Source organism: Angustibacter sp. McL0619, from assembly GCF_049994355.1.
Classification (GTDB): Bacteria; Actinomycetota; Actinomycetes; order Actinomycetales; family Angustibacteraceae; genus Angustibacter.
This window is the reverse complement of sequence record NZ_CP188257.1, coordinates 168,569-195,280: the sequence shown is the minus strand read 5'-3', so window position 1 is coordinate 195,280 and position 26,712 is coordinate 168,569. Positions and strand designations below refer to the sequence as shown.

The following is a 26,712-nucleotide window of genomic DNA, read 5'->3' as shown; positions in this document are numbered from 1 at the left end:
TAATCCGGCGTCCAGTCGTCTCATCTGCTCCGGGGAGTTCCGCTGTCTCAGGGCCGCAACCTCGAGCGAGTCAACGCGCTCGAGCTCAGCTTCGGGTACCGCTTTGCCGCGGCCAGCAGTGCGGCCGGGCAGTGGCTGGCCGACTCCGGCGACGAGCTGGACCCCGTGCTGCGCAGGCGCATCCAGCTGGTCAAGGCCAATGCCGACAGCCGCTACGGCGACGTCGCGGCGAGCGCGGTCACGATGCGATCCATCCGGGACTGGGCCGCCGAGCACGGTGAGACCTACCTGCAGTCCAGGGCCGAGCGCTGGCTCGCGAACCTGCTGCGTCGGGCCGGTGAGTCGTCCGGCAGCCTGGAGGCCGCCGTCGCGTGCGTCCGGCTGCTCCCGAACGACGCCCCGGCCGCGATCCTGGCCGACCACCTCAGCGCCTTGGCCGACGCGCTGGCGATCAGCGGCGCGATGACCGAGTCGCTGGCCAGGTACCGCGAGGCGGTCGAGGTCGTGGAGACCAGCGACAACGTCGACCTCCAACTGCTCGTGCTCAACAACTACGCGTACACGCTCTTCGAAGCCGACCTCACCGATCAGGCGGTGGCGACCTGCGAACGGATCCTGGCCGTCAACGAGGCGCACGGGCTCACCCCGAGCCTGCACGTGGTGGACACGATCGCCAACGTCTACCTGTCGGTGGGACGCGACGACGAGGCGCTCGCCCTGCTCGCGCCCGATCACGTCCCGGCCGATGCGCCGGGCGAGGACGTCGGCGAGCTGGCTCTCACCCGCGCCCGCGCTCTGCGCGAACGAGGTGACCTGGTGGGCTCGGAGGCCGAGCTCGACCGCTGCTCGGCCGTGTCACAGGCGCACGACCTGTTCAGCCTCCGGGTCCGCACCCTGCAGGAGCGGGCCGAGCTGCACGCCGCCCGTGGCGACTTCGAGGCGGCCTTCACCTGGCACAAGGAGTTCCACTCGCGCCAGCTCGAGCTGCACGTCGAGCAGCGTGAGGCCCGGGCCAAGATGATGCACGCACTCTTCGAGACCGACGAGGCTCGCCGGGAGAGCGCACACTTCCGTGAGCTGTCCTACCGGGACGGCCTGACCCGGCTGTACAACCGCCGGTACGTCGACGAGCACCTGACGCCACTGCTGGACCGTGCGACCGGCGACGGCCACTCGGTGAGCGTGGCGTTCATCGACCTGGACCACTTCAAGGCGGTCAACGACACCTACACCCACGAGGTCGGCGACACCGTGCTGCGCCGGCTGGCGGCCGTGCTCGACCGCAGCACCGTCGGGACCGAGGGTGCCTTCGCCGCCCGGATGGGCGGCGAGGAGTTCCTCGTCGTGCTTCCCGGACTCGAGCCGGACTGCGCCAGGGAGCACGTGGACAGGCTCCGTCAGCAGGTCGCCGCGCAGGACTGGTCGCGGGTCGCCGAGGGTCTGCGGGTCACAGTGAGCGCCGGGGTCGCCACGTCGGGACGCGACGGGTTGGACCGGCTCGCCCTGCTCGCCCGGGCGGACAGCCGGTTGTACAAGGCCAAGCGGCTGGGCCGCGACCGCGTCGTCGCGTCCTGATCGTCCGGCCTGGCAGCTAGGACTTCAGCACCGCGGAGGCCGAGCCGCCGAAGTTGCTGCGGACGCTGATCTGCACGGGGTTGGTGACGAAGCCGCGCTGGTCCGCGAAGCGGCCGCCGCCCTTGTTGGTGAGGTCGAACAAGAAGCTTCCGCTGGCCGAGAAGACGCTGAGGATCGCGTTCGGGTTCGTGCTCGTGGCCTCGATCGTGAGCAGCCCCCGCTTCCAGGTGGCCTTCGTGATCCGCACGACGTCCGCGGCCGGCGGCGCCCCAGGCGTCAGCGTGATGGTCGTCGTCCTCGTGACGCCGAACCAGCTCGCCGTGATCGTGACGCTCGTCGCCGTGCTGACCGCCGAGGTCGCGAGGTTGAAGGTGCTCGTCGAGGTGTTCGCGCCGACCACGGTCTCCTGCGGCACCCGCGCGATGGCCGGCTGGCTGCTCGAGAGCTGGACGACGGCGCCCTGGGTCATCGCCGCAGTGAAGCGCACGGTCCCGGTCGCGTTCTGGCCGCCGACGACCGACGTGGGCACGAAGGAGACCGACGAGAGCGACGGGCCGGCCGGCGTCGCGGGGTTCACCGACAGGAGGTGCGCGCGCGAGATGTTGTCCGGGGTCGCGCCCAGGATCTGCACGATCTCCGGCGCGGCCGCGGCATTCGAGGTGATCGTGAAGCTACCGGTGGTCTGCCCGGCCGGGATGGTGATCGACACCGGCACCTGGGCCGCCGAAGGGTCACCGGAGAACAACCGGACGACGGTCGGCGCCGGGTCCGCGAAGCCCAGGTCCACGGTGCCCGTGGTCGACTGGCCGTCTCGCACGGAGTCCGGGTTGATCGACAACGCCCCGATACTGCCCGAGGCCATCGCCGAGGTCGGGAACGCGATGAACAGCGCCCCGAGAATCGCCATGCTGAGGAGGAAGCCGAGTCGGCGCATCGCACATCCCTTTCGGACGAAAGTCGGGTGGTGCACGTTTCATCCGGGTACACGGTGCGGCCGGCGCTCTTGTTCACCTCATTCCGAACCGATCAGTGGCCGACCACGCTCACGGCCGGACGATGCACCGGAACCCGACGTGCGCCGTCCCGGTGTCGACCATCTGCGCCTGCCTGGCCGAGGGCCGGTAGCGCAGGCAGTAGTTCGGAGCGCACAGGTGCGAACCGCCCTTGATCACCTTGCGCGGCAGGTTCGAGCCGGGCTCACCGGCCGCCGCGAAGGACTCGTCCGGGCTGGTCACCCGCGGGTTGGAGGGGACGCAGCACGAGTGCTGGGTCTGGGTCGGGGTGGTGTAGTAGTCGCTGGTCCATTCCCACACGTTGCCGGTGACGTCCAGCAGGCCGTACCCGTTGGGCGGGAAGCTGCCGACGGGCGAGGTCCCCTCGTGGCCGTCGACCAGCAGGTTCTGCCAGGGGAACTCGCCCTGCCAGGTGTTCGCCATCGCGCGGCCGCCCGGGAAGTGCTCGTCCCCCCAGGCGAAGACGGCGGCGTCCAGCCCGCCGCGCGCGGCGAACTCCCACTCGGCCTCGGTCGGCAGGTCCTTGCCCGCCCAGAGGCAGTACGCGCTGACGTCCTCCCAGGCGACGTGCACCACCGGATGCGTCGGCCGGCCGGCCGAGGAGCTGCCCTTGCCCGAGGGGCGCAGCCAGCAGGCACCCGGTTCGTACTGCCACCACATCCGGTTGTCGTTCAGGTCGACCGGTCCGGCGCTCTTGCGGAACACCAGCGAGCCCGGCACGAGCAGCTCGGGGTCGGCGTCCGGGTAGTCCGCCGCGTCCAGCGGCCGCTCGGCCAGCGTGAGGTATCCGGTGTCGTTCACGAACCCCGCGAACTCCTCGACGGTCACCGGGTGCTCGTCCAGCCAGAAGCCGTCCACCGCGACACGCCGCACCGGCCGTTCCTCGGGGTAGAACTTCTCCGAACCCATGGCGAACTCTCCACCGGGGATCCAGACCATCCCGGCGGACGGCGGTGGACCAGGCGCGTCGACCGTCATGCCGCCAGCCTCGTGCACGGGGTGCCCTCCATTCAACTAGGCCGACGTTCGGCGTGCGTGAGCGCGAATATCGCTTGTCGAACCTCACTGCCCGGTCGACCATGCTGAGGTGACCCCACCCGAGAAGGTGCCGGAACCCGCGGTGACCCGATGGACCCGGTCGACCGTCTACGCGGACATGTGGGTCGATCCTGACGACGACCCCCGGGAGAGCGGGGTCGAGGCGGTCGACGTCCGCGCCAGCCTGCTCGACTACCTACGTCGATACCGGCTCACGCTCGAGCTGAAGTGCGCGGACCTGGACGCCGAACAGCTGGCTCGTCGATCTGTGCCGCCGTCCACGATGTCGCTGCTCGGGCTGGTCAGGCACTTGGCGGAGGTCGAGCGGTACTGGTTCCGCCGCGTGGTGGCCGACCAGGACGCGGCAGAGCTGTTCTGCTCCGAGCTGGACCGCGACGGCGACTGGAACGGCGCGGTCGCGGACGCCGCGGTCGTGCACGACGCGTGGACGGCGTGGCGGAGCGAGGTCGCCTTCGCCGAGCAGATCGTCGCCGGCACCGCTGACCTGGACGCACGCGGCTCGACGGGGGCGCCGCTGCACGACGTGCTGATCCACCTGATCGAGGAGTACGCCCGGCACTGTGGGCATGCAGACCTACTGCGGGAACGGATCGACGGCAGGGTCGGTCAGTAGCGGTGAGGCGCTCAAGCGTGACGCCCCCACGTCCAACCTCGGTGCCCGTGGCGACGAGGTCCCACGTAGGCGTCGTGCAGCTCACGCAACTGCTCCTCAACGCCCATGGCCAGTAGGCGGCCACCGGGCATGGACCTATCCGCCGAGGCCGGCCTTGTCGACGTTGCGGTGGAACCGCATACCAGCCAGGCCACCGAGCACAGCCCCAGCGAGTGCTGCCGCCACGACGATGAGCAGTGCGACGACCCCGCCGGTGGTCAGGTTTCCTTCGTCGACCGGGATTCGCGGGAAGCTGTTCAGCCTGCCCAGGATGTTGTACTTGCTACCGGCAGCCGCGGCCACCAGTGCGACCACGATGGCGATGACCACGCCCCAGACCCAGACCGCGACGCCTTGCTTGACTCCGTTGAAGCGGGCCATCCGCCCGGCCACGTATCCGCCGCAGTAGTAGGCGATGAACAGAATGACCAACAACGCGATGCCTCCGGCCACTCCGACGGTCTTGACGTCCTGCTGGGCCGCGGTGGTCGCCTCGCCGACACTGGTGTTCGCGGCGACGCCGATGGCGGTGCCGGCCCCGGTCAAGACGGCGGTCAGGAGAACTGCCGTACCGGTGGCGGTGAGCCATCCGAAGAAGGCTGACCCGAACTTGATCCCGCCGTAGGCTTCCTTCTCCCGGGCGACTACCACCTGGCGGTCGACTGCGGGAAATGGGTCAGCTGCGCCCTGCTCGGTGAACGACTGCTCGGCGGCAACATCATCAGACTCGAACGAGCGGGTAGTGCCGCCGGCCCGGCGGGTGTCCGCGCGAGCGGCGGCAGCACCGTTGCGGCTTGCTGCCGAGTAGTACGGCCCGACTGGCCGGCGTCCGCCCGCACCAGGTGGCTGCGGGTCTTCGTAGCTGCTCATTCGGCCTTCCTTCGCGGACACGCCACGCGGTGCTGCGGGCGGGCGGCGACCGAACTGCTACAGCCGAGAGACTCCACCCTTGCGCGGACTGGGGCGGCCCGCAATCGGAAGCGATTGGATCATCTGTCTGCGGCTGACCACGACGGCAGACTGCGCCGGCGCCCGTTGCAGGGATGGTCGGAGCGCCGACGCAGCGAACGTACGCTAGCCAGAGCGCTACTGACTGGTGAGTCAATAGCGGGGAAGACACCCGATCGGGTGACAGGACTACCGCGAGTCCTCCGGCGGGCTGGTGAGCGGGGCGGCCGCGTCAGAGGCGGGTTCGTGCGGAAGCGGGTTCTCATCCTCGTCGACGTCCGCCAGGTCGGCGTCCTCGCGACCGGTTCGCTCGAACTCCTCCAGCCCGGCGTCCGGGTGTTCGTCGAGCTCCGGGTGGTCAGTCGGCTGCCGATCCGGACGGGACTCTGCGGCATTCGTCATGGGCCGAGCGTGCAGCGTGCCGAGCATGATCGCATCCGGGGCAACGGACCGTGGTCCCCCTACTACCGAGCGTGCCGCTGTGCCACCCTGACAGCGTGAGCGAGCAGAGGCGCACCCGGGTCGCGCTGCTTGCGGCCGTCTGCTGGCTGGCGCTGATAGCGGCGGCTGAGCTCGCGACGGGGCGAGCGCCGACTCTGGTCCTGTCCTCGCTGTACGGGATGGCTCCGCTGATCGCATGCGTCGCCGTCCCAACAGTCGGCACAGGCCTGGTGGCGCTGGCTGCCGTCGCCCTGTCTTCGCTCTCAGGCATCTGGACCGGCACCATCGGGACCTCACAGCACGCCGTCCGGCTGTTCAACGTCGCTCTGATCGGCGTCGTGGCGGTGGTCATCGCAACGGTGCGGGTGCGACGCGAGCAACGGTTTGCTCGGGTCGCCCGGATCGCCGAGATCGCCCAGCGGACGATCCTTCCGATCGTGCCGTCACGCATCGGACCCGTGAGAGTGGCGGCCAAGTACGTCGCGGCGGGGCAGGATGCACTGGTTGGGGGCGATCTGTTCGACTTCTTCCACTCCCGGGACCGCACCTACTTCATCGTCGGCGACGTACGGGGCAAGGGCGTCGGGGCAGTCGAGCAAGCTGCGAGAGTCATCCGGGCCTTTCGCCAGGCGGCAGGTGCGAGTGGCGGGCTGGCGTCGGTCGCCAGCGAGATGAGCAGGTACCTGGCGCCGTTCCTGGGTGACGAGGAGTTCGCCACCGCCGTTCTGGTCGAGGTCACTCATGACGAGCTGACGATCGTCAGCTGCGGACACCCACCGCCCCTGCTCATCACGCCAGCGTTGGGGGGTGTCCTGCTGGAGGCGCCGCCCGGCCTGCCGCTGGGGCTGAGTGACCGCTACGAGGAGAGCGCGCTCACGTGGGAGCCCGGTAGCCGCCTGCTGCTCTACACCGACGGGCTCAGCGAGGCGCGCGACCAGGACGGGGACTTCCTGCCGATCACACCGCTGGCGCACAGCCTGGCCGCCGACGATGTGGAACGAGCTGTCGAGCAGCTCTTGCACACCGTGCATGAGTACACCCGCGGGCAGCACGCCACCGACGACCTAGCGGTGGTCCTGCTGGAAAACACCGGTGTCCAGTCCGACGAGCCGGACGTCCGGGCACGGTTCCTGTCCAACGACTGACGCCAACGGGCCGTAGGACGCCTGAACGCGGCCCGGCAGGGAGGCTGCATGAAGAAGGCCCCCGACCGCGTTTCCGCTGGTCAGGGGCCTTGATCCGTGATGCTTACCGCTGTCTCAAGACGGTGCGCGCCCGAAGGGATTCGAACCCCCAACCTTCTGATCCGTAGTCAGATGCTCTATCCGTTGAGCTACGGGCGCCCGGCCTAGTGGCCGCGAACGATAGTACCGGAGCGTCCCGGCCGATCTGAAATCGGTAGATCCACGCCTGCCGAGGGGTTCGGGCTCAACGTGGCAACGGCATGCGTCAGAGCGCACGCAGTTGCCACGTTCCGGCGAAGGCGAGCCGCATTGAGCACGGCCGTTTGGAGTTTGGCACAACAAATACCTCTGCCGCTCCGTCCCACGGCCTCGAAGGGGGAAAGCGCTCTCACAGAAGCACATTCGCGATCGCGACTACCAACCTCGCAAGAATCCCGCACCGCATGGCAAGAAGCCCGCAACAATTACCCCGGCTTGTGAGGGATTTCACGAACTGGATGCCCTGTTCGGCGTACCAACACGTGAGACGAGGGTCTACCGTGACGACCAGGCCCCGTTATCGGCGCGAACCGGAGGGTTCCGTCGACCGAGGCCCACCGGAGCACACCGCCGGTCGGAGGTTGTCGGAGATTCCGTCAGCCGTGCTGAGCAGGTCAACGAAGACCGCGCGAAGGGACACCACCCCCATGAGTGCCGACACGTCGTCCAGGACGAGCGATGTGCGCGTCGATCCGCACGACGCCCCGACAACCCATCCGCGTCTGCTCGCCTGGGTGGACGAGGTCGCAGCGTTGACCACCCCCCACCGGGTGCACTGGTGCACCGGGTCCGACGAGGAGTGGACCCAGGTCACCGACGAGCTCGTGGCCAGCGGCACGTTCACCCGCCTGGACGCGAGCAAGAAGCCCAACTCCTTCTACGCCGCCTCCGACCCCACCGACGTCGCCCGGGTCGAGGACCGCACGTACATCTGCAGCATCGACGAGAAGGACAGCGGCCCCACCAACAACTGGATGGCGCCGGCCGAGATGAAGGCGATCATGACCGACCTGTACCGCGGGTCGATGCGTGGTCGCACCATGTACGTGATCCCATTCGTGATGGGTCACCTGGAGTCCGAGCACCCGATGTTCGGCGTGGAGATCACCGACTCGGCGTACGTCGTCGCCTCGATGCGTGTGATGGCCCGGATGGGCACCAACGTGCTGCGCCGGATCGAGGAGCTCGACGCCGACTTCGTCCCCGCCCTGCACAGCGTCGGCGCCCCGCTCGAACCCGGTCAGCAGGACGTCGCCTGGCCCTGCAGCGACACCAAGTACATCGTCCAGTTCCCTGAGGAGCGGGCGATCTGGAGCTACGGCTCCGGCTACGGCGGCAACGCCCTGCTCGGCAAGAAGTGCTACAGCCTGCGCATCGCCAGCGTGATGGCCCGCGACGAGGGCTGGCTCGCCGAGCACATGCTCATCCTGAAGCTCACCAACCCCGAGCAGCACACCTACTACATCGCGGCGGCCTTCCCGAGCGCCTGCGGCAAGACCAACCTGGCGATGCTCGAGCCGACCATCCCGGGCTGGAAGGTCGAGACCCTCGGCGACGACATCGCCTGGATGCGCTTCGGGGAGGACGGCCGGCTGTACGCGGTCAACCCCGAGTTCGGCTTCTTCGGCGTCGCCCCCGGCACCAACGAGAAGACCAACCCGAACGCCATGCGCACCCTCGAGCGCGGCAACTCCATCTTCACCAACGTCGCGCTCACCGACGAGGGGGACATCTGGTGGGAGGGCATGGAGAACGAGCCGGCTCACGCCCGGTCCTGGAAGGGCGAGGACTGGACGCCGGACTCCGACGAGCTGTCCAGCCACCCGAACAGCCGGTACTGCACCCCGATCACCCAGTGCCCGATCCTGGCGCCGGAGTACGACGACCCGAAGGGCGTGCCGATCTCGGCGATCTTCTTCGGCGGTCGCCGCAAGACCACGGTCCCGCTGGTCACCGAGGCCCGCGACTGGATGCACGGCACGTTCATGGGCGCCACGCTCTCGTCCGAGACCACGGCAGCCGCGACCGGCCAGGTCGGCGTCGTGCGGCGCGACCCGATGGCCATGCTGCCGTTCATCGGCTACAACGCCGGCGACTACTTCCAGCACTGGATCAACATCGGCAAGGACGCGGACGCGACCAAGCTGCCGAAGATCTTCTACGTCAACTGGTTCCGCCGCGACGCCGAGGGCAACTTCGTCTGGCCGGGCTTCGGTGAGAACTCGCGCGTGCTGAAGTGGGCGATCGAGCGCATCGAGGGCAGCGCGGCCGCCGTCGAGACCCCGATCGGCCACGTCCCGACACCGGAGTCCCTGGACACCGACGGCCTCGACCTGACCGCCGAGGAGCTCGCCGGCTGCCTGCAGGTCGACGTCGAGGAGTGGCGAGCCGAGCTCCCGCAGATCCAGGAGTGGTTCGACAAGTTCGGCGACAACCTGCCGACCACCCTGTGGACCGAGCTGGACGGGCTCAAGACGCGGCTCGGCGTCCAGTAACCCGGCTGGGCCCTTCATTCAGCGCGATGCTGTTGAATGTCGGCCATGTCGCAACCGTCTTCCGACCTGGGTACCGCACGCTCTCGGCGCCGTCGCTGGCCCTGGGTCGCCGGTGCCGTCGTGGTGCTGTTGGTCCTACTCGGGGGCGGGGGGTACGCCTTCCGGCAGCACCAGGCGCAGCTGGACGACGACGCGGCGGCCGCGCTGGCGCAACAGGTGGCCAAGGCGGTCTCGGCCGGTGATGTCTCGACCCTGCCGGTCGCCGGCGGCGGAGCCGCGGCCCTCCAGCAGGCTGATGCGGCGACCCTCAAGGGGCTCGGCAAGGCGACCACCAGCGCCACGGTGAAGTCGGAGCAGCGCACCGGTGACTCCGCCTCCGTCACGCTCGCCGTGACCCGCACGCTGCCCGGCGGGGTGGCGTGGCACTACGACCTGCCCGTGCAGCTGACCAAGACGAGCACCTGGCAGGTCCCGGCCGACGCTCGCCTGGTGCACCCGGACGTGGCGGCCGGCGAGAAGCTCAAGCTGTCCCGCACCCAGCCGGACCGGGCCGACATCGAGACCGCCAGCGGGGCGAAGATCGTGTCCATGGGCGACGTCGTCGACGTCGGCATCCAACCCGGCCGGGTCACTGGCTCGGTGCCGGCACTGACCGCGAAGGTCGCCGACATCGTGGGTGTGGACGGCGGCGAGCTGGCCAAGCGGGTCTCCGCCGCCGACAAGGACGCCTTCGTCGACGTCATCACGTTGCGCCGCAGCGACTACGACGCGGTGCGCAGCTCGCTGCGCCCCCTGCCCGGGGTGGTGCTCCACGAGCGCCAGCAGCCGCTCGCACCGACCAAGGAGTTCGCCCGCGCGCTGCTCGGCACCGTCGGCCCGGTGACCGCCGAGATCGTCGAGCAGGGCAAGGGCCGCTACGCGGCGGGCGACGTCGCCGGGGTGTTCGGGCTGCAGCGCCAGTACGACGAGCAGTTGGGCGGAACGGCCGGCACCACGGTCGAGGCGGTGGCGGCGGACGGCACGACCCGCCCGCTGCTCAAGCAGGCCGCCGAGCCCGGCACTCCACTCAAGCTGACCCTCGATCCGAGCGTGCAGAAGGCCGCCGACGCGGCCCTGGTCGGTCAGACGCAACCCAGCGCACTGGTCGCCGTCGACGTGCGGACCGGTCGGGTCCTCGCGGTCGCGAACAGCCCGGCGTCCGGGCTGGATCGCGCCCTGGTCGGCCGGTATTCCCCCGGGTCGACGTTCAAGGTGGTGACCACGTACTCGTTGCTGGGCAAGGGGCTCACGCCGACCGACGCGGTGAACTGCCCGCCGAACGTCACCGTGGACGGCCGCTCGTTCAAGAACTACGAGGACGAGAAGTTCGGCAGCGTCCCGTTCCGCACCGACTTCGCGAAGTCCTGCAACACGGCGTTCGTCGGCCTGTCCAGCCGGCTGGGCAACGCTGACCTGGCCGCCGCCGGCAAGGCCCTCGGCATCGGTCAGCAGTGGGACCTCGGCACCTCGGCGTTCAGCGGCAACGTGCCGACCAACAACTCCGACGTCGACAAGGCCGCCGCCGCGTTCGGCCAGGGCCGCACCGAGGTCTCGCCGCTGAGCGTCGCGGTGGCCACCGCGTCGGTGGCCCGTGGCAGCTACCTGGCGCCGACCCTCGTGCTGGCGGACGGCGCGGCCACCGCCAAGGCCACCCCGCTGGATGCCGGCTCGGTCAGCACGCTGCGCTCGCTGATGCGGTCGGTGGTGACCAGCGGCACTGGCACCGCCCTGAAGTCCGTGCCCGGCGGTCCGGTCTATGCCAAGACCGGCACCGCCGAGTTCGGGAGCGGCGCCGAGCCCAAGACCCGCGCCTGGATCACCGGCTGGCAAGGCAACATCGCCTTCGCGGTCCTGGTGGAGGAGGGCAAGAGCGGCGGCACGGTGGCCGGCCCGGTAGCGGCCAAGTTCCTCACCACGCTGGCCAACGGCTGAGCACACAGAAGGCCCCGGTCCGACGGACGGACCGGGGCCTCGCGGTGGCGGAGGTGGCGGGATTTGAACCCGCGAGAGGTTTTATCCTCAACCCGCTTAGCAGGCGGGCGCACTAGGCCACTATGCGACACCTCCAGCGGTCCGGAACCGGTCGAACCGGGCCCAGAGCCGTCCCAGCGTAGCGGGGCGCGGGCCGCTCCTCCAAAATGCCCCCCACCAGCGCCCAACGGGCCGTAGATCCCGACCTTCACAGGTTCTCCACGAGACCTCGGCACACTGATGACCGGGGGCACTGGACCATCCGCCGCGGGGTGGTGAAATAGACGGGCACAGCTGCGCCGTCCCGCCGGGCGGCCCGGCAGGCAACCGTCGTCGACCCGCAGGAGCAGACCAGGCATGCCACGGACATCGAGCCCGAAGCACCGCGGGGCACCCGCGCGCTCCGGGAGCGCTCGCCAGCGCGGCCGGCACGCCAGCAGCTACGGCGACGGTTTCGGTCGGTTCGCGGGCATCACGACCCTGGCCCTGCTGCCTGGCGCCGGGCTGATCGCCACCGGGCGACGTCGCTTCGGGTTCCTCCTGCTCCTGCTGGCCGGCCTGGCGCTGGCCGCGCTGACCGTGGTCGCGCTGTCCGGTGGAGTGGTCGAGAAGGCGCTGACCGTCGCGGTCAGCCCGGACAGCCTGCTGGCCGTCGCGGTGGTCGCCATGCTGGTCGGCGCAGTGTGGTGCCTGACCATCCTGGCCACCGCCTGGCGCGCCCGGCCCGAGCGGCCCTCGCCGTTCCAGGGCGTCGTCGGCCTGGTCCTGGTCTTCGCGCTGTGCGCGCTGGTGGCGGCACCCAGCGCCAAGGGCGCGCAGCTCGCCATGGTGCAGCGCGACCTGGTCACCTCCGTCTTCGCCGACCAGGGGGCGTCGCAACCCGCGGACGCCGCCAAGCCCAAAGCGAAGGCCAAGGACCCCTGGCAGGACGTCCCGCGGGTCAACATGCTGCTGATCGGTTCCGACGCCGGAGCCGACCGGACCGGCGTGCGCAGCGACTCGATGATGGTCGCGAGCATCAACACCAAGACCGGCGACACGGTCCTGATCGGCCTGCCCCGCAACCTGCAGAACGTGCCGTTCCCGGAGTCCAACCCGCTGCACGCCGTGTGGCCGAACGGGTTCAACTGCGGCAACGAGTGCCTGCTCAACGCCGTGTGGCAGCAGGCTGCGGCCGTCCACCCGGACCTGTTCCACGGTGACCCGAACCCGGGCCTGACCACCACCCGCGCCGTGATCGGCGAGGTGCTCGGGCTGCGGATCGACGGCTACACGATCGTCAACATGGCCGGCTTCCAGGGCCTGGTCGACGCGATGGGCGGCGTCGTGGTGAACGTGCCCCGCGACATCCCGATCGGCGGCCACGACAGCGCCGGCAACAACGTCCCGATCGCCGGCTACGTCAAGGCCGGACGGCACCGCCTCAACGGCTACCACGCGCTGTGGTTCTCCCGGTCCCGACTGGACTCGGACGACTACGACCGCATGCGCCGTCAGCGCTGCATGGTGAGCGCGCTGGTGGACCAGACCAACCCAGTGAGGCTGCTCGGCCAGTACACCGCGCTGGCCCAGGTGCTGAAGGACAACTTCTCCACCGACATCAAGCAGGACCAGCTGAAGGCCTGGGTCACGCTCGTGGAACGGATCCAGAAGGGCAAGATCACCAGCCTGCCGCTGACCAGCAAGGTCATCAACACTGTGCACCCCGACTTCGAGCAGATCCGCAGCTACGTCGCTCAGTCGGTGGATCCGGCCAAGCCGTCGAAGACGTCGAAGCCGACCTCCACGGCGACCGCATCGGGCACCGCGACCAAGACGCCGAACCCGACCAGCACCGAGCTGGGTTCGACCGACAGCACGTCGGCGCAGGACGTCTCGTCGGTCTGCTGACCGCTCAGATCGTCTGCACGTCCAGCTCGCCGTCGGCGTAGGACTTGCGCAGCACCTTCTTGTCGAACTTGCCCACGCTGGTCTTGGGCACCTCGTCGATGAACGCCCAGCGCTCCGGCAGCTGCCACTTCGCGACGTGCCCCAGGAGGTGCTCGCGCAGCTCCTCGACGTCCACGGTCTCGCCCTCCACGACCACCACGGTGGCCAGCGGACGCTCGCCCCAGCGCTCGTCCGGCACGCCGACCACGCTCGCCTCGCGGACCTTCGGGTGGGCCATCAGCGCGTTCTCCAGGTCCACCGACGAGATCCACTCGCCGCCGGACTTGATCACGTCCTTGGCCCGGTCGGTCAGCCGCAGGAAGCCGTCGTGGGTCAGCGACCCGACGTCACCGGTGCGCAGCCAGCCGTCGTCGAACTTGGCCGGGTCGTCGTCCAGGTAGTAGTGACCGGTGATCCACGGTCCGCGGACCTCGAGCTCGCCGACCTGCTCGCCGTCCCAGGGCATCTGCGAGCCGTCCGGGCCGACCAGCCGGCCCTGCACCAGCGGCGACAGCCGCCCCTGGGACTGCCGGTACGCCCAGCGCTCCTCGCCCTCCGAGTCGACCGGCGGCACGGCGACCGAGCCCAGCGGTGACATCTCGGTCATGCCCCAGGCGTGCACGACGTTCACGCCGTAGCGCTCCTCATAGGCCTTCATCAGGGCCGGTGGGCACGCGGAGCCGCCGACGATGCAGGACTTCAGCGAGGACACGTCCGCGTCCGGATGCGCGTCGAGGTAGGCCAGCAGGTCGCTCCAGATGGTCGGCACCGCCGCGCTGTGCGTCACCTGCAGAGACGCGATCATGGCCGCCAGCGGCTCGGCCTGCAGGAAGCGGTCCGGCATGACCAGGCTCGCGCCGGACATCATCGCGCCGTACGGGATGCCCCAGGCGTTGGCGTGGAACAGCGGCACGATCGCCAGCAGCCGCTGCCCCTCGGCCATCGCCATCGCGCTGCCCATGCAGACCTGCATCGCGTGCAGGTAGTTGGAGCGGTGGCTGTAGACGACGCCCTTGGGGTTGCCGGTCGTGCCGGAGGTGTAGCACATGGCGGCGCCGAGGTCCTCGTCCAGCTCGGGCCAATCGAAGGTGTCAGGCTGGGCGTCCAGCAGCTCGCGGTAGTCGTGCACCGTCCGGCCTTCGGTGCCGAGTGCCTCGCGCACCTCGTCCGGCACCGGCCCGTTCACCACGACGTGCTGGATGGTCTTCAGGTGCGGCAGCAGCCGGCTGAACGGCGCGGCCAGCGAGTTGTCGACGACCACGACGTAGTCCTGCGCGTGGTTGGCGACGTAGACCAGCTGCTCGGGAAAGAGCCGGATGTTCAGGGCGTGCAGCACGGCGCCGATGCTCGGCGCCGTCAGGTAGAGCTCGAGGTGCTCCTCGTTGTTCCACATGAAGGTCGCGACCCGCTGGTCGGCGTCCACGCCGAGGGAGCGCAGCGCGTTCGCCAGCCGGGCGCAGTCCCGCCCGACGTCGGCATACGTCGAACGGCGCGGTTCGGCGCCGGTCCAGGTGATCACCTCGGACGTCGCGTGCGCCGTCGTGCCGAAGCGCAGGATCTGGGAGATGAGCAGGGGGACGGCCTGCATCGTGCTCTTCATGGCTGGACTCTGCCACGGCACTTCGGCGATGGCGAGACCCTGCCTCGGTCACCCGCGAGCGAGCTGACGAACCGGCCGGCTCAGGCGTCGGCGGCGACCAGCACGCGCGCCTCCTCGACGCTCTGCACCTCGGGCTCGTGCGCGTCCACATGGGCCAGCACGCGACGTCCGGACAGCAGCACGACCACCGCGAGCGCGGTCGCCCCGGCACCGACCCAGAAAGGCGCGTGCATGCTGACGTTCTCGCCGAGCTTGCCGGCCAGGTACGGCGCGATCGCGCCGCCGCCGAAGCGCACGAAGCTGTACGCCGCGCTGGCAGTGCTGCGTTCGACCGGAGCGGCCAGCATCACCGCCTCGGTGACCAGGGTGTTGTTGATGCCGAGGAACACTCCGGCGACGACGACGCAGACGACGAGCACGGTCTTGTTGTCGGTGTACAGCGCCATCACGGCGAGGTCGACCGCGAACGCCGTCAGCGCTGCGGCGACGACCGGCAGGGTGCCGAACCGGCGCTGCAGCCGCGGCGCCACGAACACCGAGGCCACCGCCAGGCAGACGCCCCAGCCGAAGAAGATGAAGCCGATCTGGTGCGCGCTCATGGCCAACGGGAACGGCGTGAAGGCCAGCAGCGTGAAGAAGCCGAAGTTGTACAGCAGCGCAGTGATCGCCATGGTGAGCAGGCTGCGGTGCCGCAGAGCTCGGAACGGGTCGAGCAGGCTGGTGGTGCGCTCGGCCCGGGGCAGCTTCGGCAGGAAGATCGCGATCGCGAAGAACGCGATGGCCATCAGCACCGAGACGCCGTAGAACGGGCCGCGCCAGGAGATGTCCCCGAGGAAGCCGCCGAGCAGCGGGCCGGCGGCGATGCCGATCCCGAGGGCGGCCTCGTACAGGATGATCGCGCTCGCCACGCCACCGCTGGCGGCACCGACGATGGTGGCCAGGGCAGTCGCGATGAAGAGCGCGTTGCCCAGACCCCAGCCGGCCCGGAAGCCGACGATCTGGCCGATGGTGTCGCTCGAGCCGGCGAGGGCGGCGAACACCACGATGATCGCCAGGCCGGCGAGCAGCACGCGCTTGGCGCCGAGGCGGCTGGTGAGCCAGCCGGTGACCAGCATGGCCACGCCGGTCACCGCCATGTAGCTGGTGAACAGCAACGACACCTGGGAGGGCGACGCGTCCAGCTGCTCCGCGATCGGCTTGAGGATCGGGTCGACGAGACCGATCCCCATGAACGCGATGACGCAGGCGAACGCGACCGCCCAGACCGCTCGCGGCTGGTGCAGGATGCCGGGTTTGGTGGTGGTGCCGTGGCTCATGCAGTGTCCTCCTGGGGGTTCTGGTGCTCGAGCATGGTGTTCAGGGCCTGGACGCCGCGGGTGAGCGCCGCCAGGTCCGCTTCGTCGAGCGCGCCCAGTGCGGGCACCAGCGCGTCGGCGGCGGACTTGCGGAACTCGGTGATCGCGTCCCGACCGGCCTGGGTGATGTGGATCCGGACGGCGCGGGCGTCGCGCGGGTCGGTGGTGCGCGCCACCCAGCCGCGCTCCTCGAGCTTCTGCACGAGGGTCGTGGCGGTGGGCTGGGAGATCCGGTCGGCAGCGGCGATGTCGCTGATCCGCGGCTCGCCGAGCTCGTTGATCACGCTCAGCGCGCGGGCCAGGGCGCGCGGGACCGGTGAACTGCTCTGCCGGGCGGCGAACCTGACCAGGCGGGCGCTGCTGGTGACGAGCTGGAAGGCCAGCTCGCGCTCGTCGGGCAGGTTCGCCCGGGTGCCACGATCCGCGTTTCCCGAGGTGGTCATGACGCAAGTTTACATAGGCAGCCTATGTAACGCCAGCCGGGGTCTACAGCTGAAGATACTCAGCCCACAGGTGCATGAGGGCCGTTGAGCGAAACGGCCTCCAGGAAAGCCCGGCCGCCACCACGTCGGCCACCGACGCAGGCGCACCCGGGCGGCCGAGCACCTTGCGCACCGCCAGGTCGCCGGCCATCAGCACGTCCGGGTCGCGACGAGCACGCAGGTCGAGGTAGTCGGCGGTCCACGGGCCGATGCCGGGAAGGACCAGCAGCTCGGCCCGGGTCGGCACCGCGTCGCCGGGCGCCAGGTCGGCGAAGGCCGTCGCCGCTGCGACCACCGCCCGAGCCCGCGATCGGGGCACCGCCAGGGCTGCGTCGTCCGGATCGAGTGCGGCCAGCGTTGCCGCAGACGGGAACCGGTGCGTCACCGCAGGATCGACCACCAAGGCGGTCGGCAGCGGCGGGCCTACGGCCTGCACGAGCCGCGCCGTCACTGTGCGGGCACCGGCCAACGAGATCTGCTGGCCGATGATCGTGCGCACCAACGTCTCGAAGGGGTCCAGCTCGCCGGGCACCCGCAGACCCGGCCGCCGCGCGATCAGCGGTCCGAGCACCGGGTCGGCCGCGAGCCTCAGCTCGGCCGGCGCGACGTCCCGGTCCAGGTCGAGCAACGCCGCCAGGGCCTTCAGCGCGGCGGGCTCGTCGTCCGGCTCGGTCAGCCACAGCCGGACGTCGAAACCCGGCCGCGCACTCACCGAGACCTGCAGTACGGCCGGTCCCCCGGCGAACCGGGCGGACGACGTCCAGGTGGTGCCGTCCCAGGCCTCGACCCCCGGTACGGCGTGCGCGCCGACGAACGCCAGCAGCCGCGACGAGTCGTGCCGCCCGATGGGTCGCAACGGGTGCACGCTCGGCGCGCTCGCCGCCGCGCTCACAGCGGCGCCGGCGCGAGCAGGTGCAGCGCCAACGGGTCGCCAGGGCGCAGCTGAGCGAGCCGGTCGACGTCCCGGTCGAGCAGCACGGCGACCACGGGGTAGCCGCCGGTTACCGGGTGGTCGGCCAGCAGGATCGTCGGCCGCCCGCTCGGCGGCACCTGGATCGCGCCGCGCACCATGCCTTCCGGCGGCAGCTCGCCGTCCCGGGAGCGGGTGAGCGTGGGGCCGTCCAGGACGACTGCGGTCCGGTTGGCGTCGCCCGAGACCCGCCACGTCCCGTCGGTCAGTACCTTCGCCGTGTCGGGTGTGAACCAGTCGCCGCGCGGGCCGAGCACCGCCCTCAGCGGACGACGGGGCAGCGGGTCGGTCAGCCACGGCACGGTGTCGACGCCCGGCCAAGCACCGGTCGACGTGCCCACCGGCAGCCGGTCCCCAGCGGTCAGCGGCGCGGGCCCGATGCCGGCCAGCTCGTCGCGGGACCGGCTGCCCAGCACCGGCTGGACGGCGATGCCGCCGCGGACCCCGAGGTAGCTGCGCAGGCCGCGCACCGGCAGGCCGAGCGCCAGCTCGTCACCGTCGCGCAGCTGCACCGGGGTGCCCGGGCCAGCCGTCCAGGTCGCGCCGCTGGCCGGTCGCACGACCGCCTCGGCGGGGGCGCCACCGATCGCGACGTCCGCGGCACCCTGCGCGCGCACCACCAGCCCACCGAGCGTGGCCTCCACTGCGGCAGCGTCCTCGGCGTTGCCGAGCAGCCGGTTCACCTGGCCCAGGCTGGCCCGGTCCGCGGCTCCGGACGGCCCAACGCCCAGGTGCGCCAGACCGGGGCGGCCGCCGTCCTGCACGGTCGCCAGCCGACCGCCGTCCAGTACGAGCAGGCTACTCATCGCATGTCCCGAAACCGGACGCGCAAGCCAGGACGCAGCAACGCCGGTGGGTCGTTCCCCAGATCCCACAGCGGCGCGTCCGTGCTGCCGATCAGCTGCCATCCCCCGGGGGTCTCGCGCGGGTAGACACCGCTGTACTCACCGGCCAGTGCCACCGAGCCGGCCGGCACCTCGCGCCGCGGGTGCTCGCGGCGCGGCGCGACCAGCCGCGGGTCGTCACCGACCAGGTAGCCGAAACCGGGGGCGAAGCCCATGAAGGCCACCCGCCAGTCGGCCGCGGTGTGCGCGGCGACGACCTCGTGCACGCTCAGACCCGTCCGCCGGGCCACCTCCGCGAGATCCGCGCCGTCGTACCGGACGTCGACCACCACCTCGGCGGACGACCCGGAGTCGTTGCGCGCCAGGGCCTTCGAGTCGTTCGGTGCTTCGGTCGCTGCGCGCACCACTCGGGCCAGCGGCGCGAGGTCGGTGGCGTGAGCGGTGCGCAGCAACAGGGAACGGGCACCCGGGACGACGTCCAACACACCGGTCGGCAGATCGGCGCGCAGGGTGGCCGCGAGCCGACGGACCGCCTCTGCGTCGGGCAGGTCGACGACCAGCGCGCGGTCGCCCATTGCGTGGACGACGAGCCCATCCACCGTCAGGAACCGTTGCCGCAGAAGGGCTCCACCCGGGACCCCTGCTCGAGCGCGGTCCGGACCGCCCTGGCCAGGGCGACCGCGCCGTCAGTGTCACCGTGCAGGCAGATGGACTCCACCGACCCGACCAGGCCGACTGCCTGGGTGGTGACCTGACCCTGGTCGGTGAGCACCGCACCCGGCTGCTGGCGCGGGACCAGCAGCCCCTCGTCGCCGTACCGTCGGTCGGCGAAACCCTCTGTGACGCAGCGCAGTCCGGCCTCATCGCCGGCTTCGAGCAGGAGTGAGCCCGGGAAGCCCAGCAGCGCGAGCCCGGGGTCGAGGGCGCGGACGGCGTCCACCACAGCGGCGGCCTGGCGGTCGTGGCTGTTGGTCGCGTGGTAGAGGGCACCGTGCGGCTTGACGTACCGGACGACGCCGCCGGCCGCGCGCGCGAGCGCCTGCAGCGCACCTATCTGGTAGGTCACGTCGGCCCGCAGGTCGTCGTACCCGATGTCGATGAAGCGGCGGCCGAAGCCGGCGAGGTCGCGGTAACCGACCTGCGCGCCGATCACCACCCCGCGCTGCACCGCGCCGGCGCAGACCCGGGCCAGCCCGGCCGGGTCGCCGGCGTGGAAGCCGCAGGCGACGTTGGCGCTCGTCACGACATCGAGCAGACCCTCGTCGTCACCGAGCGCCCAGCGACCGAAGCCCTCGCCGAGGTCGCAGTTGAGGTCGATGCTCGACACGCCGCCAGTCTGTCAGGCGACGCCGCCGAGCGGGCTCAGACGCGGGCGGGGAAGGAGATGCCGACGCCGCCGCGGGTCGTCGCGCCGTACCGTTCCTTGGCCGCAGCCAGGTCCAGCGGGGCGGTGGTCATCTCGAGGTCGTCGGTGATCAGGTCGGCGGGCACCAGCCAGGACACCTCGAACTCGATGCCGTCCGGGTCCTTGGCGTACAGGGCCTTGGTGGTGCCGTGGTCGGAGGCGCCGGCCAGCGAGCCCAGCTCGCTCAGCTTGCCCGCGATCCGCTCGAGCTCGTCGAGCGTGTCGACCTCCCACGCCAGGTGGTACAGCCCGACCGTGGTGCGGCCCGCGCCGGACGCGGCGGCCTGCGACCCGATCTCGAAGAGGCCGAGGTCGTGGTCGTTGTTGCTCGCGGCCGCCTGCAGGAACGCCGCACCCGGCAGCTGGTTCACAGGACGGAAGCCGAGGGCGTCGGAGTAGAACTCGACGCTGCGACTGACGTCGCGGACGAACAGGACGGCGTGGTTCAGGCGGGTGACCGGCATCGAAACTCCTTTGTTGAGGCTTCAACTATATCACGGCTGGCTGAGGTGACAAAGGTGGGGTGCTCAGGGCGTGACGGCGAGGAAGATGAACGCGCCGAACACAGACAGGTGCACCGCACCCTGCAGGACGGTTGCCCGACCCATCACCGTGGTCAGCGTGCTGAGCACGACGGTGAGCGTAAGCAGCACCATGTCCTTCGGGCCGAGGCCGAGCTCGAGCGGTCCGGACAGCCAGATCGAGGCCAGCCCGATCGCCGGGATGGTCAGCCCGATGCTGGCCAGCGCCGAGCCGAGCGCCAGGTTCAGACTGGTCTGGATCCGGTTGTGCAGCGCGGCCCGCACGGCCGCGACGGTCTCCGGCGCCAGCACCAGCAGGGCGATGACGACGCCGACCGCGGCCTGCGGTGCGCCGATGGTGCGGACGCCGTCCTCGATCGCCGGTGAGACGGCCTTGGCCAGGCCCACCACCGCGGCGAGCGAGGCGAGCATCAGTCCCAGGCTGAGCCAGGTGGTCCGGTTGCTCGGCAGCACGAGGTGGTCGTCGTCCGGGTCGTCCGGGGTGCCCGCGTCGTCGATCGGCAGGAAGTACTCGCGGTGCCGGACGGTCTGTACCAGTACGAAGGTGCCGTAGAGGAACAGCGAGGCGAGCCCGGCGAAGACGAGCTGCGCGCCGGAGAACGTCGGGCCGGGCGAGGAGGTGGTGAACGTCGGCAGCACCAGGCTCAGCGTCGCGACCGCGGCGAGCGTGGCGACCGCGCCGGCCACGCCCTCGGGCCGGAACGTCAGCACCTGGTGCTTCAGCGCGCCGAGCAGCAGGCAGATTCCGACCACCCCGTTGCCGGCGATCATGAACGCGGAGAAGACGGTGTCCCGCGCGAGCGTGGCGGTCTTGTCGGGGCTGGAGACCATCAGCGTGACGATCAGGCCGACCTCGATGACGGTCACCCCGACGGCCAGGATCAGCGTGCCGTACGGCTCGCCGACCCGGTGTGCGACGACCTCGGCGTGGTGCACGGCAACGGTGATCGCGGCGATCAGCGCGACGCACTCGAACACCAGCAGCGCGCCCTCGAGGTGCCGTCCCCAGGTCAGTGCCAGCGCCACCAGGACCACCGGAGGCAGCCAGATGCTCCAACGCGGGAGCTTCATCTCGTCCGCGGCCGCCATCGCCCAACCCTAGCCAGGCTCGAGCGCGCCTCGACCGGCCGCCGAGGCTCCACCCGGGTGGCCGTGGTCGGGCAAGATGGCGACATGGAACGAGTGCTGGGAGTTGGCGGGTACTTCATTCGGGCCACGGATCCGGTTGCCCTGGGCGCCTGGTACCGCGACTGCCTCGGCCTGGACGCCGACGAGAACGGCCTCTGGCGTCCGGATGCCGGGGTGACGGTGTTTGCGACCTTCGAGTCCGAGACCGACTACTTCGGCTCACGCGCCCAGCAGACCATGCTCAACTTCCGGGTCCGCGACCTGGAGGCGATGCTCGCCCAGCTGCGCCTCAAGGGAGCCGACGTGGCCGAGGAGACCCAGGACATGGAGGGCGTGGGGCGGTTCGGCTGGGTCACCGATCCTGAGGGCAACCGGATCGAGCTGTGGCAGCCCAGCTGACAGTGCCCTCGCGCCTGCGCTGACGTGCGCTCAGCTGGCCAGCGCCTTGCTCTTGAGGGCCTCGAACTCGGCCTGGCTGATGGCGCCGCTGTCCAGCAGCGACTTGGCTTGGGTGATCTGCTCCGCCGAGCTCGCGCCGGACGCCGAGCCGGCTGCCGCGCGGATCCGCGAGTCCATCTGAGCCTGCATCTGCTGGGCCTGCTTGGCGTTGCGCTCTGCCATCCCGCCCCCGCGGGCGATCAGGTAGATCAGCACACCGAGGTAGGGCAGGACCACCACGAAGATGGCCCAGATGGCCTTGGCTACGCCGGACGTCTCCTGGTCGCGGAACAGATCACTGAAGACGGTGATCAGCAGCCAGAACCAGATGACGAACAGGAAGAACTCCAGCATCCACAGCAGGACGCTGCCGTTTCCGAAGTTCGCGCTCATCGTCGACATCGGCATGGGTACCCGCTCCTCGGTCCGTTGTTGCTGCGAACGCTACTCGCGCGCGTGATGCCCGCCCTCACCCGCACAGGGTGATGGCTGGGGCCGCCGAGAAGGCCGGTTGCGGACGTTCAGAAGGTGAAGTCCTCAGGCGCCCCTTCGCCGACGCGGCCATCCACCGCCTCGCGGAGGATGTCCGCGTGGCCAGTGTGCCGGGCGTACTCCTCGACCATGTCAAGGAGCATGTCGCGGACGGTTGGGGTGCGGCCGTTCGCAAAGGTGAAGGACGCCGGGCCGTCGAGACCACGGTCCTGGATCACCTCAGCCACCAGACCCCGCGACCGCACGACGGCATCTCGCCACACGGCGTGCAGGTCGTCCGGAGAGTCCAGCGCCCCAGTACGCCATTCCCAGTCCGGGTCGGCGTCGAAGTCCACCGCCTCCCACGGAGGTCCATACGCCTGTCCGGAGAGCTTGACAGCCAACCAGTCCGCCTCCACCAGCGCGACATGCTTCACGAGCCCGCCAAGCGTCATGGAGCTGGCGGCCGTGGTCGCGCGAAGTCCGTTCTCATCAAGCCCCGACGTCTTCCAGGCGAAGGTCCGCCGGTTGCGCTCAAGAACTGAGATCAGCGACTCGGCTTCAGTGGACGCCGGCGAGGGGGGAGGCGGCAAAGGCGAGTCGGTCATCACCGCAGCCTAGACAGCGGTCGCAGGCTCCCCCGCAGGTGCACCGTCGGCTCGCGATCCGACCGGGTCGAGCCGGTGAGCAGCAGGTCCCAGCCGCCGTCCGACGGCTGCATGCGCAGCTGGACCGTCGAGGGCAGCAGGACCGGACGACGGAACTCGACGTCCACCACGGCGGCCGCGGGCGCCCGGGCGCCGATCGATGACACGCAGCGCGCCAGGCTCCACATGCCGTGCATGATGGTCCTCGGGAAGCCGAACGCCTTGGCGGCCAACGGGTTCAGGTGAATCGGGTTGTGGTCGCCGCTGACCGCGGCGTAGCGACGTCCGAGGTCGGCCGGCAGCCGCCAGCGGGCGTGCGGCGGCAGGCCGGCGTCCACCGCTGCCGTCGGGTGCGCCGCCGGCTCCCCCGGCCGGGCTGCCGCCTGGCGTGCGAGGTAGGTGCTGCGGCCGCGCCAGACGACCTCACCGTCGATGGACGCCTCACTGAGTACGTCGACCTGGCGCCCGCGCGGGTGCGGACGCAGGTCAGCGGCCCGCACCGACAGGTCGAGCGGCTCACCCACCCGGACCGGACGGCGCAGCTCCAGCCGGTTGGCGACGTGCACGAGTCCGGGCAGCGGCAGCGGGAAGTCCGGCCGGCCCAGCAGCGCGGTCTGCAGCGGGAAGGCCAGCACGTGCACGAACGGGGACGGCAGGTACCCGGTGACGTCGAAACCACAGACCCGGGAGTACCTGACGAGCCGGTCGACGGGGGCCGTGACGCCGGTGCGGACCACCTCGACGGGCGGCAGCTCGTCGGCGCGGCCCCGGTTCAGCGCGGCGCGGGCCGTGAGCGCGAGCAGGTTCGGGTCGGCGTCCAGCGCGATGGTGCGCACCCTCAGGCACCGAGCAGGCTCTGCCCGCAGACCCGCAGCACCTGGCCGTTGACGCCGGCCGTGCCGGGCTGCGCGAGCCACGCGACCGTCTCGGCGACGTCCACCGGTTGGCCGCCCTGGCTCAGGCTGTTGATCCGGCGGCCGACCTCGCGGGTGGCCAGCGGGATGCGCGCGGTGAGCGCCGTCTCGATGAAGCCCGGAGCCACCGCGTTGTAGGTGATCCCGCGTTCGGCGACCTGCGCCGCCCGGGCCCGCACCATCCCGATCACGCCGGCCTTGGTGGCCGCGTAGTTCACCTGGCCCCGGTTGCCGGCGACGCCGCTGGTGGACGACAGGCACACCACCCGACCCCCGTCCGCGAGGCCGCCCTCGCCGAGCAGCACGTCGTCGATCCGCAGCTGGGACTCCAGGTTCACCGCCAGCACTCCGTCCCACCGGTCGGCGTCCATGTTGACCAGCAGCCGGTCCCGGGTGATGCCGGCGTTGTGCACCATGACGTCCAGCCCGCCGTGCCGGGCGTGCGCGTGCTCGGCGATGCGACGTCCGGCGTCCGGGGCGGTGACGTCCAGCTGCAGCGCCGTGCCGGCGACCTGGTTCGCCACGTTGGCCAGGGCCTCACCCGCCGCCGGCACGTCCACGGCCACCACGGTGGCGCCGTCGCGGGCGAGGACCTCGGCGATCGCTGCGCCGATGCCTCGCGCAGCCCCGGAGACCACCGCCACCTTGCCCTGCAATGGTTTGCGCCAGTCCGTCGCGGGCAGCTCGGATGCGGGCCCGACGTGCACGACCTGCCCGTCGACGTACGCCGAGCGGGACGACAGCAGGAAGCGCAGGGTCGACTCGACGCAGGCCACGGCGCCGTCCGCGACCAGTACCAGGTTCGCCGTCGCACCCGACCGCAGCTCCTTGCCGACCGAGCGCACGATGCCTTCCAGCGCGCGCTGCGCGGCGGCGTGGGCCGGGTCGGCGATCGCATCGGCGGGGCGACCGAGGACGACCACCCGGCCGCAGCGGCGAAGGCGCTTCAGCGCGGGGCCGACCTGGGTCGGGAACACGTCCAGGGACGCCGGCACAGTTGCGCCGCGGGCGTCGACCACGACGGCGGACAGCTGGGTCTCGCCGTCCGAGTGCACCTCGAGCCCCTCGGCACGAACGAGTTCGGCGACGGCAGCCAGCGGCTCGTCGACCGCCCAGACAGCGATCGGGCCGTCGAGCAGCGGCTGACCCGGCTCGTACCGCCGCAGCGCAACGGGCTGCGGCAGACCGAGCCGGCGGCTGAGCGTCCGCCCGAAGCCGCCGCTGACGAAGCCGGTGTAACGGTCGGTCGTGCCGTGGCTGGTCACGCCGCCTCCAAGATCGCGACGACGCCTTGGCCGCCGGCAGCACAGATCGAGATCAACCCGCGCCCGGATCCCCTCTCGTGCAGCTGTTTTGCCAGGGCGGCGACGATCCGGCCGCCGGTCGCGGCGAACGGGTGACCGGCCGCCAACGAGGAGCCGTTCACGTTGAGCCGGTCCCGGTCGATCGTGCCGAGCGGCGCGTCCAGGCCAAGTCGGTCGCGACAGAACGCCTCGCTCTGCCAGGCCGCCAGCGTGGTCAGCACCGTGGAGGCGAAGGCCTCGTGGATCTCGTAGTAGTCGAAGTCCTGCAGCTTCATGCCCTGCCGGTCCAGCAGGCGCGCCACCGCGTAGGCGGGCGCCATCAGCAGACCTTCACCGCCGTGCACGTAGTCGACCGCGGCGGTCTCGGCGTCCACCACGTGCGCGAGCACCGGCAGCCGGTGCTGCGCGGCCCACCCGTCGCTGGCCAGTAGGACCGCGCTCGCGCCGTCTGAGAGCGGGGTGGAGTTGCCGGCCGTCATGGTCGCGTCCGGGCCGTCCCCGAAGACCGGCGACAGCTTGGCCAGCTTCTCGACCGTGGAGTCCGGGCGCAGGTTCTGGTCGCGGGTCTGGCCGAGGTAGGCGGTGACCAGGTCGTCCATGAATCCGCGGTCGTAGGCGGCTGCCAGGTTCTGGTGGCTGGCGGCGGCCAGCTCGTCCTGCGCCTCGCGGGAGATGTTCCACTCCGACGCGGTGATAGCCATGTGGTCGCCCATCGACAGCCCGGTGCGCGGCTCGGTGTTGCGCGGGACCTCTGGGACGACGAAGCCGGGACGTAGGCGCGAGACCGCCCTGAGCCGCTGGCCGATGGTGCGGGCCCGGTTGAGCTCGAGCAGCGTCTGGCGCAGCCCCTCGTTCACCGCGATGGGTGCGTCGCTGGCGCTGTCCACCCCACCAGCGATGCCGGACTCGATCTGGCCGAGCGCGATCTTGTTGGCCACCAGGATGGTCGCCTCGAGCCCGGTGCCGCAGGCCTGCTGCACGTCGTACGCCGGAGTCCACGGCGACAGGCGCGAGCCGAGCACGCACTCGCGGGTCAGGTTGTAGTCGCGGCTGAGCTTGAGCACCGCGCCGGCGGCGACCTCGCCCACCCGCTCGTCAGCGAGGCCGAAGCGAGCGACCAGCCCGTCCAGCGCCGCGGTGAGCATGTCCTGGTTGCTGACCCGCGCGTACGGGCCGCCGGTGCGGGCGAACGGGATGCGGTTGCCGCCGAGGACTGCGGCGCGGCGTGCGGTGGCCATGAGGGCTCCTCAAGCTGGCGGTTCAGAT

The 26,712-nt window shown here is 70.8% G+C and carries 25 protein-coding genes and 2 tRNA genes; 7 read left to right on the top strand and 20 right to left on the bottom strand.

The annotated features are described in order from the left end of the window. Positions 1-165: 165 nt before the first annotated feature. Positions 166-1,575 (top strand): diguanylate cyclase, encoded by a 1,410-nt coding sequence (locus ACPPVT_RS00975; protein ID WP_426564598.1) that lies wholly within the window; start codon positions 166-168, stop codon positions 1,573-1,575. A 16-nt stretch (positions 1,576-1,591) separates the two neighbouring features. Here the strand turns inward: ACPPVT_RS00975 and ACPPVT_RS00970 are convergent, their stop codons facing one another. Together ACPPVT_RS00970 and ACPPVT_RS00965 are read right to left on the bottom strand one after the other, a co-directional pair. Beyond that, entirely contained in the window at positions 1,592-2,509 is a 918-nt protein-coding gene (locus ACPPVT_RS00970) for a hypothetical protein (RefSeq protein WP_426564596.1), read from the bottom strand. A gap of 109 nt (positions 2,510-2,618) precedes the next feature. Further along, positions 2,619-3,566, bottom strand: coding sequence for a formylglycine-generating enzyme family protein (locus tag ACPPVT_RS00965; protein ID WP_426564595.1), 948 nt, complete (start codon positions 3,564-3,566; stop codon positions 2,619-2,621). A 109-nt stretch (positions 3,567-3,675) separates the two neighbouring features. Between ACPPVT_RS00965 and ACPPVT_RS00960 the strand changes: the two genes are divergently transcribed. Further along, on the top strand, positions 3,676-4,260 hold the full coding sequence (locus tag ACPPVT_RS00960; protein ID WP_426564593.1) for a DinB family protein: 585 nt from the start codon (positions 3,676-3,678) through the stop codon (positions 4,258-4,260). A gap of 135 nt (positions 4,261-4,395) precedes the next feature. Here the strand turns inward: ACPPVT_RS00960 and ACPPVT_RS00955 are convergent, their stop codons facing one another. Next, positions 4,396-5,169, bottom strand: coding sequence for a hypothetical protein (locus ACPPVT_RS00955; protein ID WP_426564591.1), 774 nt, complete (start codon positions 5,167-5,169; stop codon positions 4,396-4,398). Between the two features lie 267 nt (positions 5,170-5,436). Beyond that, positions 5,437-5,649: a hypothetical protein gene (locus ACPPVT_RS00950; RefSeq protein ID WP_426564589.1), complete on the bottom strand. Its 213-nt coding sequence runs from the start codon at positions 5,647-5,649 to the stop codon at positions 5,437-5,439. Positions 5,650-5,744: 95 nt separating this feature from the next. On the opposite strand from ACPPVT_RS00950, the gene ACPPVT_RS00945 reads away from it, so the two are divergent. Continuing rightward, positions 5,745-6,833: a PP2C family protein-serine/threonine phosphatase gene (locus ACPPVT_RS00945; RefSeq protein WP_426564587.1), complete on the top strand. Its 1,089-nt coding sequence runs from the start codon at positions 5,745-5,747 to the stop codon at positions 6,831-6,833. A 125-nt stretch (positions 6,834-6,958) separates the two neighbouring features. Here ACPPVT_RS00945 and ACPPVT_RS00940 read toward each other — a convergent pair. Then, a tRNA-Arg gene (locus tag ACPPVT_RS00940) sits at positions 6,959-7,031 on the bottom strand. A 527-nt stretch (positions 7,032-7,558) separates the two neighbouring features. Between ACPPVT_RS00940 and ACPPVT_RS00935 the strand changes: the two genes are divergently transcribed. Beyond that, positions 7,559-9,406: a phosphoenolpyruvate carboxykinase (GTP) gene (locus ACPPVT_RS00935; protein WP_426564585.1), complete on the top strand. Its 1,848-nt coding sequence runs from the start codon at positions 7,559-7,561 to the stop codon at positions 9,404-9,406. A gap of 45 nt (positions 9,407-9,451) precedes the next feature. Next, on the top strand, positions 9,452-11,377 hold the full coding sequence (locus tag ACPPVT_RS00930) for a penicillin-binding transpeptidase domain-containing protein (RefSeq protein WP_426564583.1): 1,926 nt from the start codon (positions 9,452-9,454) through the stop codon (positions 11,375-11,377). A 45-nt stretch (positions 11,378-11,422) separates the two neighbouring features. Here ACPPVT_RS00930 and ACPPVT_RS00925 read toward each other — a convergent pair. Next, positions 11,423-11,512 (bottom strand) — tRNA-Ser (locus ACPPVT_RS00925). 261 nt (positions 11,513-11,773) lie between these two features. On the opposite strand from ACPPVT_RS00925, the gene ACPPVT_RS00920 reads away from it, so the two are divergent. Next, positions 11,774-13,306, top strand: a complete 1,533-nt coding sequence (locus ACPPVT_RS00920) for an LCP family protein (RefSeq protein ID WP_426564581.1) — start codon at positions 11,774-11,776, stop codon at positions 13,304-13,306. 4 nt (positions 13,307-13,310) lie between these two features. Here the strand turns inward: ACPPVT_RS00920 and ACPPVT_RS00915 are convergent, their stop codons facing one another. The 9 genes from ACPPVT_RS00915 to ACPPVT_RS00875 form a co-directional block, all read right to left on the bottom strand. Next, a complete protein-coding gene (locus ACPPVT_RS00915) occupies positions 13,311-14,945 on the bottom strand; it encodes a long-chain fatty acid--CoA ligase (protein WP_426564579.1) in 1,635 nt (544 codons plus the stop codon). 80 nt (positions 14,946-15,025) lie between these two features. Then, a complete protein-coding gene (locus tag ACPPVT_RS00910; protein ID WP_426564577.1) occupies positions 15,026-16,261 on the bottom strand; it encodes an MFS transporter in 1,236 nt (411 codons plus the stop codon). After that, complete coding sequence (locus ACPPVT_RS00905; protein ID WP_426564575.1) at positions 16,258-16,743, bottom strand: MarR family winged helix-turn-helix transcriptional regulator; 486 nt, start codon at positions 16,741-16,743, stop codon at positions 16,258-16,260. Before ACPPVT_RS00905 ends, ACPPVT_RS00910 begins: the two co-directional genes overlap by 4 nt. Positions 16,744-16,786: 43 nt before the next feature. Then, positions 16,787-17,674, bottom strand: coding sequence for a DNA-3-methyladenine glycosylase family protein (locus tag ACPPVT_RS00900; RefSeq protein ID WP_426564573.1), 888 nt, complete (start codon positions 17,672-17,674; stop codon positions 16,787-16,789). Further along, positions 17,671-18,558: a biotin-dependent carboxyltransferase family protein gene (locus tag ACPPVT_RS00895; protein ID WP_426564571.1), complete on the bottom strand. Its 888-nt coding sequence runs from the start codon at positions 18,556-18,558 to the stop codon at positions 17,671-17,673. Before ACPPVT_RS00895 ends, ACPPVT_RS00900 begins: the two co-directional genes overlap by 4 nt. Then, entirely contained in the window at positions 18,555-19,172 is a 618-nt protein-coding gene (locus tag ACPPVT_RS00890) for a 5-oxoprolinase subunit B family protein (RefSeq protein WP_426567248.1), read from the bottom strand. Before ACPPVT_RS00890 ends, ACPPVT_RS00895 begins: the two co-directional genes overlap by 4 nt. Positions 19,173-19,198: 26 nt before the next feature. Next, positions 19,199-19,924 (bottom strand): LamB/YcsF family protein, encoded by a 726-nt coding sequence (locus ACPPVT_RS00885; RefSeq protein WP_426564569.1) that lies wholly within the window; start codon positions 19,922-19,924, stop codon positions 19,199-19,201. A 35-nt stretch (positions 19,925-19,959) separates the two neighbouring features. Further along, positions 19,960-20,466 (bottom strand): VOC family protein, encoded by a 507-nt coding sequence (locus tag ACPPVT_RS00880; RefSeq protein ID WP_426564567.1) that lies wholly within the window; start codon positions 20,464-20,466, stop codon positions 19,960-19,962. Positions 20,467-20,529: 63 nt separating this feature from the next. Continuing rightward, on the bottom strand, positions 20,530-21,633 hold the full coding sequence (locus ACPPVT_RS00875) for a calcium:proton antiporter (protein WP_426564565.1): 1,104 nt from the start codon (positions 21,631-21,633) through the stop codon (positions 20,530-20,532). An 84-nt stretch (positions 21,634-21,717) separates the two neighbouring features. Between ACPPVT_RS00875 and ACPPVT_RS00870 the strand changes: the two genes are divergently transcribed. Further along, a complete protein-coding gene (locus ACPPVT_RS00870; protein ID WP_426564563.1) occupies positions 21,718-22,071 on the top strand; it encodes a VOC family protein in 354 nt (117 codons plus the stop codon). 30 nt (positions 22,072-22,101) lie between these two features. Here the strand turns inward: ACPPVT_RS00870 and ACPPVT_RS00865 are convergent, their stop codons facing one another. From ACPPVT_RS00865 to ACPPVT_RS00845, 5 genes are all read right to left on the bottom strand, one after another. Beyond that, the gene (locus ACPPVT_RS00865) at positions 22,102-22,518 is read right to left on the bottom strand and encodes an SHOCT domain-containing protein (RefSeq protein WP_426564561.1); all 417 of its coding nucleotides are present in this window, start codon (positions 22,516-22,518) and stop codon (positions 22,102-22,104) included. Positions 22,519-22,631: 113 nt separating this feature from the next. Continuing rightward, positions 22,632-23,189 carry a DinB family protein gene (locus ACPPVT_RS00860; RefSeq protein ID WP_426567247.1) on the bottom strand — a complete coding sequence of 186 codons (558 nt, stop codon included), beginning with the start codon at positions 23,187-23,189 and terminating at the stop codon, positions 22,632-22,634. Then, the gene (locus tag ACPPVT_RS00855; RefSeq protein WP_426564559.1) at positions 23,189-24,064 is read right to left on the bottom strand and encodes a MaoC/PaaZ C-terminal domain-containing protein; all 876 of its coding nucleotides are present in this window, start codon (positions 24,062-24,064) and stop codon (positions 23,189-23,191) included. Before ACPPVT_RS00855 ends, ACPPVT_RS00860 begins: the two co-directional genes overlap by 1 nt. A 2-nt stretch (positions 24,065-24,066) precedes the next feature. Then, positions 24,067-25,407, bottom strand: a complete 1,341-nt coding sequence (locus ACPPVT_RS00850; RefSeq protein ID WP_426564557.1) for a 3-oxoacyl-ACP reductase — start codon at positions 25,405-25,407, stop codon at positions 24,067-24,069. After that, on the bottom strand, positions 25,404-26,684 hold the full coding sequence (locus tag ACPPVT_RS00845) for an acetyl-CoA C-acetyltransferase (protein ID WP_426564555.1): 1,281 nt from the start codon (positions 26,682-26,684) through the stop codon (positions 25,404-25,406). The genes ACPPVT_RS00850 and ACPPVT_RS00845 overlap by 4 nt, the downstream gene beginning before the upstream one ends. Positions 26,685-26,712 lie beyond the last annotated feature (28 nt).

Bases quoted from the DNA above. Each gene is read 5' to 3' on its own strand.
- ACPPVT_RS00970 (WP_426564596.1), bottom strand. From the start codon at position 2,509: ATGCGCCGACTCGGCTTCCTCCTCAGCATGGCGATTCTCGGGGCGCTG.
- ACPPVT_RS00965 (WP_426564595.1), bottom strand. From the start codon at position 3,566: ATGACGGTCGACGCGCCTGGTCCACCGCCGTCCGCCGGGATGGTCTGG.
- ACPPVT_RS00955 (WP_426564591.1), bottom strand. From the start codon at position 5,169: ATGAGCAGCTACGAAGACCCGCAGCCACCTGGTGCGGGCGGACGCCGG.
- ACPPVT_RS00950 (WP_426564589.1), bottom strand. From the start codon at position 5,649: ATGACGAATGCCGCAGAGTCCCGTCCGGATCGGCAGCCGACTGACCAC.
- ACPPVT_RS00935 (WP_426564585.1), top strand. From the start codon at position 7,559: ATGAGTGCCGACACGTCGTCCAGGACGAGCGATGTGCGCGTCGATCCG.
- ACPPVT_RS00930 (WP_426564583.1), top strand. From the start codon at position 9,452: ATGTCGCAACCGTCTTCCGACCTGGGTACCGCACGCTCTCGGCGCCGT.
- ACPPVT_RS00920 (WP_426564581.1), top strand. From the start codon at position 11,774: ATGCCACGGACATCGAGCCCGAAGCACCGCGGGGCACCCGCGCGCTCC.
- ACPPVT_RS00915 (WP_426564579.1), bottom strand. From the start codon at position 14,945: ATGAAGAGCACGATGCAGGCCGTCCCCCTGCTCATCTCCCAGATCCTG.
- ACPPVT_RS00910 (WP_426564577.1), bottom strand. From the start codon at position 16,261: ATGAGCCACGGCACCACCACCAAACCCGGCATCCTGCACCAGCCGCGA.
- ACPPVT_RS00905 (WP_426564575.1), bottom strand. From the start codon at position 16,743: ATGACCACCTCGGGAAACGCGGATCGTGGCACCCGGGCGAACCTGCCC.
- ACPPVT_RS00895 (WP_426564571.1), bottom strand. From the start codon at position 18,558: ATGAGTAGCCTGCTCGTACTGGACGGCGGTCGGCTGGCGACCGTGCAG.
- ACPPVT_RS00890 (WP_426567248.1), bottom strand. From the start codon at position 19,172: ATGGGCGACCGCGCGCTGGTCGTCGACCTGCCCGACGCAGAGGCGGTC.
- ACPPVT_RS00880 (WP_426564567.1), bottom strand. From the start codon at position 20,466: ATGCCGGTCACCCGCCTGAACCACGCCGTCCTGTTCGTCCGCGACGTC.
- ACPPVT_RS00875 (WP_426564565.1), bottom strand. From the start codon at position 21,633: ATGGCGGCCGCGGACGAGATGAAGCTCCCGCGTTGGAGCATCTGGCTG.
- ACPPVT_RS00870 (WP_426564563.1), top strand. From the start codon at position 21,718: ATGGAACGAGTGCTGGGAGTTGGCGGGTACTTCATTCGGGCCACGGAT.
- ACPPVT_RS00865 (WP_426564561.1), bottom strand. From the start codon at position 22,518: ATGCCGATGTCGACGATGAGCGCGAACTTCGGAAACGGCAGCGTCCTG.
- ACPPVT_RS00860 (WP_426567247.1), bottom strand. From the start codon at position 23,189: ATGACCGACTCGCCTTTGCCGCCTCCCCCCTCGCCGGCGTCCACTGAA.
- ACPPVT_RS00845 (WP_426564555.1), bottom strand. From the start codon at position 26,684: ATGGCCACCGCACGCCGCGCCGCAGTCCTCGGCGGCAACCGCATCCCG.